Here is a 15,059-nt window from a genome sequence, read left to right as displayed (position 1 = left end):
CCCGATTTCAAGGGAGGAAGGAAAAGGACGGGGCGGGGAGGCGTTGTCCTGTTCGGCCGGCATCGCACGAAACAAGGCTGCAAGTGAAGATGCGCATCGATAGCGTCTGTCGCGCCGATCGGACGAAGCGGTTGTCGCGCATGCTGAAGGGGCCATAGCGCTCGGGCACGTCGACCCAAACCGAGCCTGTGCGAAATCGCCATGAATCGAAGGACAGCTTTCCGGCGATCATGCCCGGAAGCGACCTGACCGCTTTCGGCCCGAAGGCGGCGCCCGAAAGCAAGTCCAGCTCGTGTGGATTTCCAGTGTCGGCCTCGCACGCGCGGACACCATGACCACTCAGTTCTCAGTTTTCGAACGCCAGCCGCGCCGAGAGGTCCGCCCAGTTCTGGGATGTCGTGGTGGATGCGCCATAGGCCGCAGCGAGTGTCTCCAGCCGCGTCCGCTCGGCCGCCAGGCGTTCCACCGCCACCCAGCGATTCCAGTCCGGCGCGATGCTCCAGCCGGGCTGGCTCACCCGCGCAGTCGGCAGGCGATAATGCAGGACTGGCCGCTTGCCGATCTTCTCCTTCGGCAGGCGCGCCCGCACGAGCCGCTCGTCGAAATGCAGGAACAAGGGCAGCAGATCGAGGTCGCGGTTTCGGGTCGGATTGGCTGTCAGGTAGTCGTCCATCAGGACATCCAGGTCCGGCCAGTAGTCAGGCGCAATCACACGCTGCACATAGGCCGGCGGATAATCGCGTCCGACGCCGAGCCGATGGGTCAGACGGCGCGGACGGCATTCCCGCCGCAGCCAGTCGTTGAGCAGCATGAAGGCCTTCAGGATGGCGGTGATCGTCTGCGCGTCGCGCCGCGGCGGCTCCGGGTTGAAGTGGAGGCCGAATGCGACCGGCCCCGTCTCCCGAGCGCCTGCCAGTCGCAACACGTCAACGGCACGGTCGACCAGGGCCAGCCGGTCGAGCGGCAATGGTCGGGTCACCAGTTCCCGCGGAACGAGATAGTGCAACGCCGTCCCCAATCTGGCTGCTGAAGCCCTGCCAAGCCGGCCCCAACGCGTTCCAGGATGGCGCTGCGGATGGGCGTAGCGCGTATCGATCTCCACCATCAGGTCGCCGAGCGCCGTCCCGCCGACGATCAGCGCATGGGGATCCTCCTCGGTGAGAGACCCGCCGAGACCCTCGGCGAGCGCCGTGGCGGCTTGCCGTGCGCTGATCGCTCCGAACTCGATCTCGACACCGATCGTGCGCGGCTGCCCCACCGCGTTCTCTCGGATTTCGGGAAGAGCGAAGTCGATCCGCGGCTCGGAGCCAATCTGCATGAAACACCATTCCGCGGGGGCCAGACATTGATCGCTGAGGAGAGCAGCCAGGCTCCATGCGCTTTGAGAGCGTGATGTTCACGACGAACACGCACAACTCCCACGATACTTCGCCGAAGTCGCCGACTTCCCCGACGCCTGTAACGTCGGACGATGATCGAAGACATTCAAGCGCCTGACCTCATACGAATCTGCCTGCAAACAGTGACAGCAAAACCGGAAAGATTCAAACTCGATCCAATCCATCGAATGCCGGGACTGAGAGACCGTTTGAGAAATGTCCGAACGCGGCTGCGGGAGGCAGTAAACCGTTGTAGAACGTTCAACAGCCTTTACAACGGAGTCCTGCCATGGACGAACGAGATAAGCAGTATAAACATAAGCTTTGGATGCCGGCTTCTGCATACGAGGCCCCACAGTTCTATGATACCATGACGAAGCTAGTGATAAGATCTCTAGTGATATCTATTTCTGCATCCTACGTAATTATGACCATATTTTTAATACTTTCATTCGATCTAGAGATTGTGGAATTTTTGTATACGGATCGAATGATCGAAAGGAGTCTACGCCTTAGAAACTACGATGGAATATCACAGTACGGCTACTTGAGCACACTCCTTGTTGGAATTGTATTATTTCCTTTCATTATTTATCACGGGATTTCATCCTATCGAAAGAACGTTATACGTCCCAGACGAGCATCTCGTGTTCGTGGTGAAGCCATTCTTGGGTTTTCAGGGTATCTAATTATGTCATTTGCATGTTTATGGCTTTCAGTCTTCGAAGTCCCTTCTTTAGGGAGATATCTAGGCAACCAAGCACTCTTGTTATGGCCCGTATTTCCATTTTTCGGTTCAGCCATGCTGACGATGGCATCGTTAAGTGTTCTTAGTATAACTTGCGGTGTCTACAAAATAGCGCTGGGATTGGTTGGAGAAAGGCTTGAGTAACGCGAGAGAAACTGTAATAATACTATTAGTTCGAATTAGTGAGGAAAATTCATTGCTACCAATAATAGAATAAAAGATATAACACATCCGCCCATTCCGCTGTATAAGAAGATACGTTCGCGGCGAAATTTCTCATCTTTCATCATTTCATTATACAACCGAAATCCCGACTGCTGCTTTTCGCTCGTATTGAGAAACTTTGTTCGTTCGATTTCGCGAAAGAAATCTGATTTCCCAAGAGTGGTTGCCATCGAAATGATGACGACAAAGAATGATGCTATAAAACATAGAAGTAGAATTGTGCTTAAAGTATTCATCTGAAACCTCTATCGTGCAGAGCGAGCCCTTAAAATCGATGGTTACTCGACGCCATGTTTCTCATCCATGATCCCCGGTAGCATGAATTCGACGCCGTGGACACGCTCCAAAATTGGACGCAGGCGTGGCCGGTGACGGGGTTCATGCGCCGGCACCGAAAGAAGGAATCAGCTCTCCCGGCTTTCCGCGCACGTCCTGGAGCGTGTGACCGCTCCGTGGCAGCGGCGATGGCAATCATGGCTTCGCGTCCTCCCAGACCGTAATCCTCTTCTCAGAGACCGTTTGAGAATGGGTTTTGCCTGGGTCTGATTTATGATTCACACTCTGGATGTGGACACGACAGATCCGAGCGAGAATGGCTTCGATCGAGCGAAAGACGAAGCGCTATCCAACTGATCTGACGGATGCGGAGTGGACGGCGCTCGCGCCGTTTCTACTGAAGCCGGCGAAGCGCGGTCGCAGGCCGGGCGTTGACATGCGCGAGATCGTCAACGCGATCCGGGACATGACGCGTAGGGGCGCCGGATGGCGGATGCTTCCGAAAGACGTCCCACCGTGGCAGACGGTCTATTGGTGGTTTCGCCGCTTCGTGCGGTTGATGCTGTTCCAGACGATCCACAGGCCGCCGCTTTCCTCGATCCTTGCCGCCGGCTGTACGCTTGCCGTGGGGACGGACAATACCGCGCTGTCGGACGACGAGGATTATCTGCGCGAACTGCGATTGGCGGCCGTCGCAACACGGCGGCCCGAGGTCGATGCCGAAGGGGCTTCGGCGCGGCAGATGCTGGCGGCCGCGACGCGCAACGGGGCACGCGCGGCGTTCCTGCCCTTGAACTGCGGTGTTCTCGAAAGAGGCGCCCCGGCCGATCTCTTGGCCATTCGCCTCGATCGCATTGCTGGAGAGGGGTCCGCACCGCCCGGCGAACTGCTTGATCTCGTCATGGGTCGTGGACGTGGCTGCGATGTGATCCTGACCATGACCGACGGCACGATCCGGTATCGTGCGCAAGACGCGGATCGGGCGCGCCTTGATCATTGGCGCTCGGTTGCTTTGGCGTTGGCGCACAGGCGATCCGAGGCGGAAACCGCGGAGACGGTCGCAAGAATGCGGACGGAAGTCCGCGACCATTACAGGCACGTCACTGGCCTGCGTCAGGCTGGTGCCGAAGATGCGCCGCCGGATTGAGGCGCAAACCGTTCAGGCCTTGCCGAGGCGTCGAGGGTCAGACCAGACTAGGCCGATCGTCTTCTCGGGAAGGCGCGGTCGAACGCACGAGAATCATGATGAACGGGTCAGCCGCGATCTCCCGAGAACCCTTGCGCCATGCTATTGCCAGTCATTCATTCCCGTTGAAGGAGCGGCCATGGCGCCTCTGCACGATTCCGCGAGCCGCGTGGACCGGATCTGTCTTGTCGTCCGGCGGGCGATCATCGAGCGGGCGCTGGCGCCCGGCGACAAGTTGCCGGAGGATGCTCTCGGCGAACGTTTCGGTGTCAGTCGCACGATTGCACGCCAGGCCTTGGGACAGCTCGCAGGGGAGGGGCTCGTCGACTTGCGGCGCAACCGCATCGCCGTGGTGGCGACGCCGACCTTCGAGGAAGCGCGCGATACGTTCGATATCCGCGTCGAGCTGGAACGGCTGGTCGTGCGCCATCTGGCCGGCCGGCTGAGCGCCGACCAGATCGCCGAGCTCAATACCCACATCGCCCGCCAGGAAACCGCTGCCACAGGCCCCGAGGCGGCTTCGATCCGGCTGGCTACTGACTTCCACGTACTCTTGGCACGGATGACCGGCAAGCCCATTCTCATCCGCTATGTCAGCGAGGTCGCCTATCGCAGTGGCCTGTCGCTGTCGGCCTACGGTCGGCCGCATTCGCCCGAATGCGGTGTCGCCGAACATCGCAGCCTGGTCGACGCCATGGTGGAGGGCGACCGTGACGAAGCGATCCGGCTGATGGTCGGGCATCTTCAGTCGGTCGCGCAGCGGGCCTTCCTGCCGGAAACCCATGCGAGGACGAAGAGCCTGATCGACGTCCTTGCCCCGTACATGGAGGGGTGAGGCGTTCGTATCGTCCGGCTCCGTCACACGAATACTAAGCGAATTTTAGGATGCCCCTTGGCATCGTATACATTTATCGCATACGATCTGTGCAGGGACATGTATGCATAATAAATGGGCAGCTAGACGCCGACCTTGCCGCGCTTGTTGCCGATCGATGCCTCACCACGATGTCCAGCCGCCAGAAGCGGCGGACCTAACGCAGCGACAGGAGATTCTGCATGATCCGGACCAAGATCCTCGCCGCCACCACGGCCCTCCTGCTGTTCGGCGGACCGGCCATGGCCGAGACGCTGACGGCGGGCGCCAATATCGGCAATGTGCCCTGGGAGTTCCAGGACGAGAATTCGGAAATCGTCGGCTTCGAAGTGGAACTGCTGCGCGAAGTCGCCGAGCGCCTCGGCTACGACGATCTCGACATTCAGAACGTGCCGTTCAATGGCTTGTTTTCCGCCGTTCAGTCCGGTCGCATCGACGTGGCGATCTCTTCGATCACCATCACCGACGAGCGTCTGCAGTCGGTCTCATTCGCGCAGCCCTACTACGACAGCGACCAGTCGCTCTCGACCCGCACCGATTCCGGCATTACGGGCACGGCCGATCTCGACGGCAAGACCGTCGGCGTGGACACCGGCTCGACCGGCGACATGTACTCGACCGAGCGCGAGGCCGATTGGGGATTGGCCGGCATCAGCCGTTACGAGGGGTTGAACCCGGCCATGCTCGATCTCGCGGCAGGCCGCATCGACGCTTACGTCTCCGACATCCCGGCTGTCGCCTACTACCTCAAGGACAAGCCGGAGATGGCCGTGGTCGAGCGCCTGGCGACCGGCGAGCAATATTCGATGATGTTCGCCAAGGACAGCGAACTCGCCACCAAGGCGAACGAGGTGCTGACCACCCTCAAGAACGAGGGCTTCATCGCCGAGCTGCACGAGAAATGGTTCGGCACGGAACCCGAGGCGACCACCAGCACGGTCGAAGTGCGCGAGATGCCGAAGCCGAAATCCTGAAGGCCCGCAACCTGACCGAAGGGCTGCGCCACGGCCCGGCCCTTCGGTCGACGTAAGGAACGCTGACGTCCCATGGATATCGTCGACACCTTCTTCAATGTGGGCGTCCTGGTGCGCTACTTCCCGCTCCTTCTGGAAGGGTTGTGGCGCACCATCGCGCTGGGTGCCCTGTCGATCGTGCTCGGTCTCATCGGCGGGCTGGTGCTGGCGATGCTGCGACTTTACGGCGGCCGTGTCCTTCGGTTTCTCGTTGTCGCCTACATCGATATCTTCCGCGCGCTGCCGGTGTTGGTTTGGTTGGTCATCGTCTATTACGCGCTGCCCTTCGTCGGCATTCGCCTATCCGCCTTCGCGTCCGCGACGACCGCGCTCACGATGATTTCCAGCGCCTATACGGCGGAGATCTACCGCGCCGGCATTCAGGCCATTCCCCGCGGCCAGTTCGAGGCGGCCCAGTCGATCGGGCTCAGCCAGTGGGATCTGATGCGCGACGTCGTGCTGCCGCAGGCCTTTCGGATCGTCATCCCGCCCCTTACCAACAATTCGATCAACGTCATGAAGGACACCGCGCTCGCCTCCGTCGTGGCGCTGCCGGATCTCCTGAAGCAGGCGACGCAGGCCCAGGCTCTCGCGGCCAACCCGACGCCGCTGATCGGTGCGGCGATCCTCTATTTGCTGCTGCTTCTGCCGCTCGTGCGGCTGGTCGCCGTGTTCGAGGCGCGCTACGCCGCCAAGGGCGCGCGGTGATGGCCGGCCCGATCATCGAGATGCGGGGCGTCGGCAAGAGCTTCGGCCAGTTCCAGGCGCTGAAGAACATCGACCTCGATGTTGCGGCCGGCGAGGTCGTGGTGCTGCTCGGCCCCTCCGGGTCGGGCAAGTCGACGCTAATCCGCTGCATCAACCTGCTCGAACAGTACGACACCGGCGACGTCATAGTGGACGGCACGCGCGTGGAGGCGGGCCGGCGTTTGCAAAGCGTGCGCCAGGAAGTCGCGATGGTGTTCCAGGCCTTCAACCTCTTTCCCAACCATACGGTTCTCGACAATGTCGCACTCGGGCCGGTGCGGGTCCGCAAACTGTCCTGGGAGGATGCACGGGCGCGGGCCCGCCGCATTCTGGAGCGCGTCGGGATTGCAGAGCAGGCGGACAAATACCCCAACCAGCTTTCCGGCGGCCAGCAGCAACGCGTCGGCATCGCGCGTGCGCTGGCCATGGAGCCGCATATCCTGCTGTTTGACGAGCCGACTTCGGCGCTCGACCCCGAAATGGTCGGCGAGGTGCTGGATGTCATCAAGGGGCTTGCCGGCGAGGGGGTCACCATGGTGCTGGTCACCCACGAGATGGGCTTCGCGCGTCAGGTGGCCGACCGGATCGTCTTCATGGAAGCGGGCGAGATCAAGGAGATCGCGACGCCCCAGCAATTCTTCACGGCGACGAAGAACGAGCGCGCTCGCGCCTTTCTCGACGCCGTTCTCAATCACTGACGGCTGGGCCCCGACGCCGACGTTCGGGGGGTGCAGCCCCGGCGAGCCGCCAAAACCACCTGGAAGGCAAGTTCATGACACTCGACATCGATTTCGTTCGCCGCCAGTTCCCCGCGCTCTCCGGCGAATGGGTGTTCATGGACAATGCCGGCGGCAGCCAGGTGCTTTCGCGCGTGGCGACCCGCATCTCGGACTATCTCCTGACTTCCAACGTCCAGACCGGTGCGAGCTACGCGCCCAGCCAGCGCTCGACGGAGCGGGTGCGCGAAGCCCGCCGGGCTTTTGCCGGCTTCGTCAACGCTCCAGATCCCGGCGAGATCGTCATGGGCGCCTCGACCACGATGCTGATCCGCATGCTGTCGGAGGCGATGACCGGCAAGCTCGAACCCGGCGACGAGATCATCCTCACCAACACGGACCACGAGGCCAATATCGGGCCCTGGCTAAAGCACGAGAGCCGCGGCGTCGTCGTGAAGTTCTGGCGCTGCAATCCCGAGACGCTGGAACTCGACCTCGGCGACCTGAAGGCGCTGATGAGCGAGCGCACGAAGCTCGTCTGCGTCACCCATGCGTCCAACATACTCGGCACGATCAACCCGATCTCCCAAATCGCAGCGATCGCCCATGCCAGCGGTGCCGAACTCTGCGTCGACGCCGTCGCCTATGCACCGCATCGTGCCATCGACGTGCAGGCGCTCCAGTGCGATTACTACCTCTTCAGCGTCTACAAGGTGTTCGGACCGCATTTCGGGGTGATGTGGGGCAAGCGCGAGAAACTGCTCGAGCTCGACAACATCTACCACTACTTCTTCGGCAAGGACTCCGTGCCGCACAAGCTCGAACCCGGCAACATCAATTACGAACTGGCCTACGGGTCGATCGGCAGCGTCGACTATGTCGACGAACTCGGCCGCATGGCGGGTGCACAAGCCGGCCGGCCGGCGATCGAAGCGGGCTTTGCCGACATTGCCGAGCAGGAGCGGGTGATCACCGCGCGGCTGATGGATTTTCTCGAAAGCCGGCCGTCGACCCGCATTCTCGGCCGCACCTCCAGCGCCATCGGCGACAGGGTGGCGACGGTCAGCTTCACCGCCGGCACCCGCAATTCAAAGGAGATCGTCGACCAGATCGATCCTGCCTTCATCGGCATCCGCTACGGCGACTTCTATGCCAGACGGTTGATCGAGGATCTGGGCCTGATGCCGCAGAGCGGTGTCGTCCGGGTCTCGATGGTCCACTACAACACGCTGGAGGAGGTCGACCGGCTGATCGCCGCGTTGGAGCCCGCACTCTAGCGCCGTTCGCTTGCCGCCTGTCCTCCAACATCCACTCGGAGTTTTCCCATGCGCTTCGACCTCGTGATCTCAAACGGCACCATTGCCACGGCCTCCGACGTGTTTTCTGCCGATATCGGCATCAAGGACGGCATCATCGTCCAGATCGGCGGCGAGATGGGGGAGGCGGCGCAGACGATCGACGCCGCCGGCAAATATGTGCTGCCGGGCGGCATCGACAGCCATGTCCACATCGCCCAGCCCTCCGGCGAGGGGATCGTCATGGCCGACGATTTCGAGAGCGGAACGCGCTCGGCGCTGTTCGGCGGCAACACCACGGTGCTGCCCTTCTGCCTGCAGAAAAAGGGCCGGCCGCTCCGCGAGGCGCTGACGGCCTATCATGCGCTGGCCAAGGGCAATTGCTACACCGATGTCAGCTTCCATCTGATCGTGTCGGATCCGAGCGAGGCTGTGCTCGGGCAGGAACTGCCGGCGCTCGTCGAAGACGGCTACACCTCCTTCAAAGTGTTCATGACCTACGAGGATTTGCGGCTGAGCGACGCGCAGATCCTCGAGACGATGGATGTGGCGCGGCGCACCGGCGCACTGGTCATGGTTCATTGCGAGAACGAGGACGCGATCCGCTACCTCATCGGCCGGCACGAGGCCGACGGCACCGTCGCACCGAAGGCGCACGCGACGACGCGTCCGATCGCGGTCGAGCGCGAAGCAACCCACCGCGCCGTCTCGCTGGCCGAAGTCGCCGACGTGCCGCTGGTCATCGTCCACGTGTCCAACCGGGAGGCGATGGAGGAGATCGAACGGGCCCGACGGCGCGGCCGCAAGGTGATCGGCGAGACATGCCCGCAATATTTGATGCTGACGGCCGACGATCTCGACGGCATGGACTGGGAGGGGGCGAAGTTCGTCTGCTCGCCGCCGCCGCGCGACACGGCGAGCCAGGCGGCCTGCTGGGACGGGCTCGAGCGGGGTGTCTTCGAACTGTTCTCCTCCGACCACTGCCCGTTCCGCTACGACGACCCCGCCGGCAAGCTGAACCCGAAAGGGTCTCGCAGCTTCCGGCATATTCCGAACGGCATTCCGGGCGTCGAACTGCGACTGCCGATCCTGTTCTCGGAAGGCGTCATGAAAGGTCGCATCGACCTGCCGCGCTTCGTGGCGCTGACCGCCACCAACCAGGCGCGCACCTACGGTCTCTATCCAAGGAAGGGCACGATCGCCGTCGGCGCCGACGCCGACATCGCCATCTGGGATTCAACGCTAACCCGAACGGTTCGCCACGCCGACATGCACGACGGCGCGGACTACACGCCCTACGAGGGACGCGAACTGACCGGCTGGCCGACGACCGTCGTGCTCGGGGGCAAGATCATGGTCCACGAGGGCGAACTGCTTGGGAGCAAGGGCGATGGCACCTACCGCTCCCGAGGTCGGTCACAATATGCGACACCCACCCAAGAACAGTCCTTTGAGACATAAGCGCCGACCGATGTCTGTCCGTTTGGCCTCATTTGGAGGGGCGCCGTCCGTCATTCGGCCAACTGTCGGGTTTGGTCGCCGCGTGTCTCTGTCGTGGCGATCGGCGAACGGAGTGTGAGGCAACCGATCGGGCCAATCTGACCGAGCTGACCCCACTGGCGAATGAGCCCCGCGATGCTCTACTGTTCTCCGATATCGGCAGGCGTCCGGGATCTCAATTCGCCCGCATGGATCTTCGATGCATCCCAATAGTGCGTCGACTGTCCTTGTTTGATCCCATGTGGTGATTTCCAGGGGGAACTGACTGGGAATTTTCATCGAGACGTGACCCGGCTTCAGCTTCGTTTGAGAGGGTCGGGTCTGGGGCGCGGGATGTGTGTTCTCCCTCTTCGTGCAGTCGGCGATGGCGGCGCTGGCCCTGAAGTGGACGTAGGCAGGCCACGGAAACGTCGGAGTGTGCACCTGATCCCTTGAGAACCACGCTTCGCAGTCTGAATGCCGCCGAGCAACCGGCGCATCATACCACTCAGTAGACATCAAACTTTGTCGGGATGCGTTTTCAGACAGCGCAACTTTATGGCGCAGCCTATAACGTAGATCAATATAAAGGCTAGAATAGCGTGGAATACAGGACAGGACTGTCGCTTCATTGAAAGGCGAATCCTATGTCCGAACATCCCAGCGCCGACGAGACGACTGCGGACGAACGGGAGACGCGTCTGACGCTCGTTTCGCCCCAGGATGTTCAAACCGCGATCTCAGCGGGCTTCGAGATCGAAGAGGTCCTTTGGATGCTCGATCTCGTGGACGAGCAGGAATCCCCATCGGATCATGCCGATAACGCCGCAGGCTCGACCTCGACGCCGCGCGGTTGATCGGGCCTCAATGGGCCATTCTGTTCCGGCGGCCATCGAAGCTTAGGTGTTTGATCCCAGACTTTGATGGTGCATCATCGGCACAAGCCTGGAAGGATGGACTATGGGCCAGGTTCTACACGGCAGCGCCCGCACGACAGAGGCAGTCCGTCGAGCGATACAGCATAGTGAAGAGAGCTTGAGAGCGCTGGCGAAGCGACACGGCGTCAATCAGAAGACGGTCGCCAAGTGGAAGAAGCGCACGGCGGTCAAGGATCTGCCGACCGGGCCGAAGGATCCTCATTCGACGGTGCTGAGCATTGAGGACGAGGCGGTCATCGTCGCCTTCCGCCGGCACACGCTGCTGCCGCTGGACGACTGCCTCTACGCACTACAGGCGACGATCCCGCATCTGACACGGTCTTCGTTGCATCGATGCCTCCAGCGCCATGGTATCAGCCGGTTGCCCGAAGTAGCCGGCGACAAGACGCCGAAGCGCAAGTTCAAGACCTACCCGATTGGCTACTTCCACATCGACATCGCCGAAGTGCAGACCGCCGAGGGCAAGCTGCGCCTGTTTGTGGCGATCGACCGGACCAGCAAGTTCGCGTTCGTCGAGCTGCACGAGCAGGCCGGCAAGATGATTGCCGCCCAGTTCCTGCGCAATCTAGTCGCAGCCGTACCCTACAAGATCCACACCGTGCTGACCGACAACGGTATCCAGTTCACCAACCACGCCCATCACAAACATGCTTTCCACCATATCTTCGATCGTGTCTGCGACGAGAATGGCATCGAGCATCGCCTGACCAAGGTGAAGCATCCGTGGACCAACGGCCAGGTTGAGCGGATGAACCGAACCATCAAGGAGGCAACCGTCAAACGCTACCATTACAACAGCCACGACCAGCTTCGGCAGCACCTCGGCGACTTCGTCGCCGCCTACAACTTCGCCCGAAGGTTCAAGACCCTAAAAGGCCTCACCCCCTACGAAGCCATCTGCAAGGCATGGCAAAAAGAGCCTGCGCGCTTCACATCAAACCCGCACCATCAAAGTATGGGACTGAACACTTAGGGTCATGAGTGGGCGCCCGAAGGCGTCGGTGACATTCGTCACGGTCTTGATGCTATCATGCTTCGCACCATCGACGTCTCTCAGCAGATCTCCCATCGAGACAATTGCCGTCGACCATGCTGCATCCTCATCGGCGAGTTCGTATCCAGAGCGGTCGGGTTTGACCAAGCTTCCGGTTACATTGAAGAAATAGATGGGCATCAGTGAACTCCAATATTCCACCACATGTGATGGCTGCATGATCCAATTGCACGTTACCATCGGGTCATATCGGTAGCTGCCACTTCGGTTCATCGATCCCGGCACCCGAGGTTTGAGGGTGACATTCGGCATCGCGTCGCCTTAAACTCCCATGTCCCTTGCGGGAGGGAGTGAAGCCAGTGTCGTCGACAACCAGTCTCCTCGTCCGAAAACTCGAATGCTTTCAACCCTTGTCCCAAGAAGAGAAAGCGATGCTCGAGCAGTGCACCCGACCGCTCCGGGAAGTCGGTGCCAGGCAAGACATCATTCGTGAAGGCGACACGCCTGATAAGGTTTTTCTCATTCTCGCGGGCTTCGCCTGCCGCTACAAGATCATCGAAGGCGGCAGGCGACAGATCATGGCCTATCTCGTCCCGGGCGACTTCTGCGATTTCCAGGCCTTCATCCTGAATGAAATGGATCACAACATCGGCACGCTGTCCGCTTGCCAAGTGGTCGAAATTCCAAGGTCCGTGATCCTCGCGATGACCGATCGCCCCGCGATCGCCCGCTCATTATGGTGGGCGAGCCTCGTTGATTCTGCAACTTTGCGCGAGTGGTTGGTCAATATGGGGCAAAGACCGGCCGAGCAGCGGATCGCCCATCTCCTGTGCGAGCTGTTGGTGCGGCTCGAAGCCGTCGGACTGGTGACGGACAACACCTACATGCTGCCGATCACGCAAACCGATCTGGGTGACACGATGGGCCTGACCGTGGTTCACGCAAACCGGATGCTCGCAAGCCTGCGCGACGAGGCCTTGATCGAAGTCGACGTGCGCAAAATCACGATCAGGGATGTGCGTCGCCTGAAAGCTTTCAGCGGGTTCAACGCGAATTACCTGCATCTCGACAACCCAGCCCGCATGACCAGAAGGTCCGACGCCTGGATCCCGAGAGGAGACCTGTCCAAAGCCCGGACCGATAATGCGGATCCGGGCTGACCCGACTGGGTTCGAGGAGGCGTGGCGGCGGACGGCAATCGGAAAACCGCATCAGATCGTCAACCTCGCGATCGCCAGACGCTTCGTCGACCTTGCCTGTGCGGATCCCCGGATCCTGGACACCGTGGCGATCGATCGCCTGTACGGGGGCACACAGGCCAATCGATTCGGATCAGGCGTGCTGATGATCCATCATGGTTTCGTCTGCGGAAGGCATGCCCATCGGGTCGCCGCCGACGTCGCTTCCGAAGACATGATGCATCTGTGTTGTGAGCGCTGCATCGTCGATCGCGTGCCACGTGCTGTCGCTGCGGAACCACAGGCCGTCAATATCGAAGAGCGTGTCGGTTCCGTAGGTTTGACTGGACACGGTGACGGAGCCGTCCTCATTCTGCGTTATCGCGTAATCGGCGGCCGCGCCGTCGTAGTCGACCTGGTTGTAGCCCTCGCCCCCGCGATAGAGGTCGTCGCCGGTGCCGCCGTAGAAGGTGTCGTTCCCATCGCGGCCCTCGAACAGGTCGTCGCCTCCGGTGCCTTCGATGTAGCCACCATCGCGGCTGGCGGAGACGAGGGTGCGGTGGCCGGCATCGAGAAGATCCTCGACCGACACCCACCGCGCATCCGTGTTAAACCAGACACCGCTGATATCGCTCAGAATATCGATCGTTCCTGCGGACGTGTTCGAGGCTGTGACCGTGCCATCGTCGTTGCGGACAAAGCTGTAATCGGCGACCGCACCGTCGTAATCGACCTGATTATAGCCTGCGCCCCCGATGAACTCGTCGTTTCCGCCGCGTCCGTAGAAGACATCCGCGCCGGCTCCGCCTTCGAACAGATCGTCGCCCGCGGTCCCTCTCACATAACCACCCTCATCATCCGAGGTCATGACGGTGAGACCCCCGGAACCGTTTGTGGCAACAAGATCGTCGGTCGGATGCCATTCCGCGGAGCCGCGAAACCAGATACCTGCGATATCGGTCAAAGTGTCTGTCCCGTACAGCTCGCTGGTCACCGTGACAGTGCCGTCTGCGTTGCGAGTGAAGGTGTAGTCGGGCGCGGCTCCATCGTAGTCGACCTGGTTGTAGCCAGTGCCACCGACATAATGATCGTCGCCCTTGCCGCCATAGAAGGTATCGTTCTGGTCCGACCCTTCGAACCGATCGTTTCCGTGCGTGCCCTCGATATAGCCGCCCGCCTCGTAAGACCGGATGAGTGTCGCGTCGGCGCCCGCGTCTGCGTCCTCGTCCGCATCGGGCACAACCGGCTGCTCGGCATCGGTGACCAGAAAGTCTTTGAAGCCGTCCAGGCTCAATGTGTTCTGAAGATTCAAGACGACGCCGCCGATCGCAATGAGGGTGACGTTGAAGATTTCGTTGCCTTCCGTAATGACCGCTTTGGCATTGAAATCCTCAAAGCTCGAAATGCCGAGGTCGGTCAGGTCGAGCTTGTCCCGACTGGGATCGAAATCGAAGAGGATGACCTCTTCGGCGTCTTTCTTGACGATGACGATGTCGGTCCCGGAACCGGTCTCGATCCGGTTTATGCCGGAAGTGGCAATGATCGTATCGTCTCCTTCGTCGCCGGAGATGTCGGTGGTTCCCGTCCCCCCGATCAACAGGTCGTTGCCGGTTCCACCTACGATCCGCGAATTCGACGCGCCAAGGATCGTATCGTTCCCTGCGCCGCCACTGGCATAGCGAAGAAGCGCGCCGTCGATCCTGTTGTCGAGATCGTTTCCGATGACGTCGACCTTGGCTCCGCTCGCCGTGTGGTCGGTCTCGTCGCTTGCCATTTCATGCGTGACCAAAGCGGCCTGCTTCCTGGCCTCTTCGGCATAACGACGATTCTGTTCGTCGATATAGTCCTGCATCCAGTCGCGATCGGATTGAGGATTCGTCATCATGGCCAAGTCCGTTCTGATATGGTGCGTCAGGGCAATTTCCTGCAACATAAGAAGCACGAACCGAGTATCTGTAAAAGATGCTCTTTTATTTTTGTGTTAACCATACAATTTTAGTAGAATTGTATT

Annotated in this window: 13 protein-coding genes and 1 pseudogene; 11 read left to right on the top strand and 3 right to left on the bottom strand. The window is 60.7% G+C overall.

Annotated features, from left to right (window positions below; translation table 11 throughout):
• Positions 1-346: 346 nt before the first annotated feature.
• A complete protein-coding gene (locus U0C82_RS13490; protein WP_322187686.1) occupies positions 347-1,318 on the bottom strand; it encodes an amidoligase family protein in 972 nt (323 codons plus the stop codon).
• Positions 1,319-2,917: 1,599 nt separating this feature from the next.
• Here U0C82_RS13490 and U0C82_RS13485 point away from each other — a divergent pair.
• From U0C82_RS13485 to U0C82_RS13440, 10 genes and pseudogenes are all read left to right on the top strand, one after another.
• Positions 2,918-3,208, top strand: a pseudogene (locus tag U0C82_RS13485) (transposase); the annotation flags it as partial.
• On the top strand, positions 3,188-3,775 hold the full coding sequence (locus tag U0C82_RS13480) for an amidohydrolase family protein (RefSeq protein ID WP_322187835.1): 588 nt from the start codon (positions 3,188-3,190) through the stop codon (positions 3,773-3,775). The pseudogene U0C82_RS13485 and the gene U0C82_RS13480, both read left to right, overlap by 21 nt.
• A 178-nt stretch (positions 3,776-3,953) precedes the next feature.
• Entirely contained in the window at positions 3,954-4,649 is a 696-nt protein-coding gene (locus U0C82_RS13475) for a GntR family transcriptional regulator (protein WP_322187685.1), read from the top strand.
• 221 nt (positions 4,650-4,870) lie between these two features.
• Entirely contained in the window at positions 4,871-5,662 is a 792-nt protein-coding gene (locus tag U0C82_RS13470) for a transporter substrate-binding domain-containing protein (protein WP_322187684.1), read from the top strand.
• Positions 5,663-5,734: 72 nt separating this feature from the next.
• Positions 5,735-6,409 carry an amino acid ABC transporter permease gene (locus U0C82_RS13465; RefSeq protein ID WP_322187683.1) on the top strand — a complete coding sequence of 225 codons (675 nt, stop codon included), beginning with the start codon at positions 5,735-5,737 and terminating at the stop codon, positions 6,407-6,409.
• Positions 6,409-7,146, top strand: a complete 738-nt coding sequence (locus U0C82_RS13460) for an amino acid ABC transporter ATP-binding protein (RefSeq protein WP_322187682.1) — start codon at positions 6,409-6,411, stop codon at positions 7,144-7,146. The genes U0C82_RS13465 and U0C82_RS13460 overlap by 1 nt, the downstream gene beginning before the upstream one ends.
• 74 nt (positions 7,147-7,220) lie before the next feature.
• Complete coding sequence (locus U0C82_RS13455) at positions 7,221-8,441, top strand: cysteine desulfurase-like protein (protein WP_322187681.1); 1,221 nt, start codon at positions 7,221-7,223, stop codon at positions 8,439-8,441.
• 48 nt (positions 8,442-8,489) lie between these two features.
• Positions 8,490-9,920: a dihydropyrimidinase gene (gene hydA / locus U0C82_RS13450; RefSeq protein ID WP_322187680.1), complete on the top strand. Its 1,431-nt coding sequence runs from the start codon at positions 8,490-8,492 to the stop codon at positions 9,918-9,920.
• A gap of 665 nt (positions 9,921-10,585) precedes the next feature.
• Entirely contained in the window at positions 10,586-10,795 is a 210-nt protein-coding gene (locus U0C82_RS13445) for a hypothetical protein (protein ID WP_322187679.1), read from the top strand.
• A 103-nt stretch (positions 10,796-10,898) separates the two neighbouring features.
• The gene (locus tag U0C82_RS13440) at positions 10,899-11,849 is read left to right on the top strand and encodes an IS481 family transposase (RefSeq protein ID WP_322187678.1); all 951 of its coding nucleotides are present in this window, start codon (positions 10,899-10,901) and stop codon (positions 11,847-11,849) included.
• On the opposite strand, the gene U0C82_RS13435 is transcribed toward U0C82_RS13440, so the two are convergent.
• Positions 11,811-12,050: a DUF6894 family protein gene (locus U0C82_RS13435; protein WP_322187677.1), complete on the bottom strand. Its 240-nt coding sequence runs from the start codon at positions 12,048-12,050 to the stop codon at positions 11,811-11,813. The two genes, U0C82_RS13440 and U0C82_RS13435, sit on opposite strands and share 39 nt — an antisense overlap.
• Before the next feature lie 251 nt (positions 12,051-12,301).
• Here U0C82_RS13435 and U0C82_RS13430 point away from each other — a divergent pair, with 251 nt between their 5' ends.
• On the top strand, positions 12,302-13,030 hold the full coding sequence (locus tag U0C82_RS13430) for a Crp/Fnr family transcriptional regulator (RefSeq protein ID WP_322187676.1): 729 nt from the start codon (positions 12,302-12,304) through the stop codon (positions 13,028-13,030).
• A 172-nt stretch (positions 13,031-13,202) separates the two neighbouring features.
• On the opposite strand, the gene U0C82_RS13425 is transcribed toward U0C82_RS13430, so the two are convergent.
• The gene (locus U0C82_RS13425; protein ID WP_322187675.1) at positions 13,203-14,978 is read right to left on the bottom strand and encodes a calcium-binding protein; all 1,776 of its coding nucleotides are present in this window, start codon (positions 14,976-14,978) and stop codon (positions 13,203-13,205) included.
• Positions 14,979-15,059: the final 81 nt, after the last annotated feature.

Source organism: Fulvimarina uroteuthidis, from assembly GCF_034321785.1.
Classification (GTDB): domain Bacteria; phylum Pseudomonadota; class Alphaproteobacteria; order Rhizobiales; family Rhizobiaceae; genus Fulvimarina; species Fulvimarina uroteuthidis.
Note: the sequence above shows the minus strand (reverse complement) of the source record. Positions and strands in the feature narration are given on the sequence as shown.

What these genes read in the sequence shown, in the direction of transcription:
- U0C82_RS13445 (WP_322187679.1), top strand. Translation starts at nt 10,586, where the DNA reads ATGTCCGAACATCCCAGCGCCGACGAGACGACTGCGGACGAACGGGAG.
- U0C82_RS13475 (WP_322187685.1), top strand. Translation starts at nt 3,954, where the DNA reads ATGGCGCCTCTGCACGATTCCGCGAGCCGCGTGGACCGGATCTGTCTT.
- U0C82_RS13440 (WP_322187678.1), top strand. Translation starts at nt 10,899, where the DNA reads ATGGGCCAGGTTCTACACGGCAGCGCCCGCACGACAGAGGCAGTCCGT.
- U0C82_RS13490 (WP_322187686.1), bottom strand. Translation starts at nt 1,318, where the DNA reads ATGCAGATTGGCTCCGAGCCGCGGATCGACTTCGCTCTTCCCGAAATC.
- U0C82_RS13465 (WP_322187683.1), top strand. Translation starts at nt 5,735, where the DNA reads ATGGATATCGTCGACACCTTCTTCAATGTGGGCGTCCTGGTGCGCTAC.
- U0C82_RS13435 (WP_322187677.1), bottom strand. Translation starts at nt 12,050, where the DNA reads ATGCCCATCTATTTCTTCAATGTAACCGGAAGCTTGGTCAAACCCGAC.
- U0C82_RS13470 (WP_322187684.1), top strand. Translation starts at nt 4,871, where the DNA reads ATGATCCGGACCAAGATCCTCGCCGCCACCACGGCCCTCCTGCTGTTC.
- U0C82_RS13430 (WP_322187676.1), top strand. Translation starts at nt 12,302, where the DNA reads ATGCTCGAGCAGTGCACCCGACCGCTCCGGGAAGTCGGTGCCAGGCAA.
- U0C82_RS13455 (WP_322187681.1), top strand. Translation starts at nt 7,221, where the DNA reads ATGACACTCGACATCGATTTCGTTCGCCGCCAGTTCCCCGCGCTCTCC.
- hydA (WP_322187680.1), top strand. Translation starts at nt 8,490, where the DNA reads ATGCGCTTCGACCTCGTGATCTCAAACGGCACCATTGCCACGGCCTCC.
- U0C82_RS13480 (WP_322187835.1), top strand. Translation starts at nt 3,188, where the DNA reads ATGCTGTTCCAGACGATCCACAGGCCGCCGCTTTCCTCGATCCTTGCC.
- U0C82_RS13460 (WP_322187682.1), top strand. Translation starts at nt 6,409, where the DNA reads ATGGCCGGCCCGATCATCGAGATGCGGGGCGTCGGCAAGAGCTTCGGC.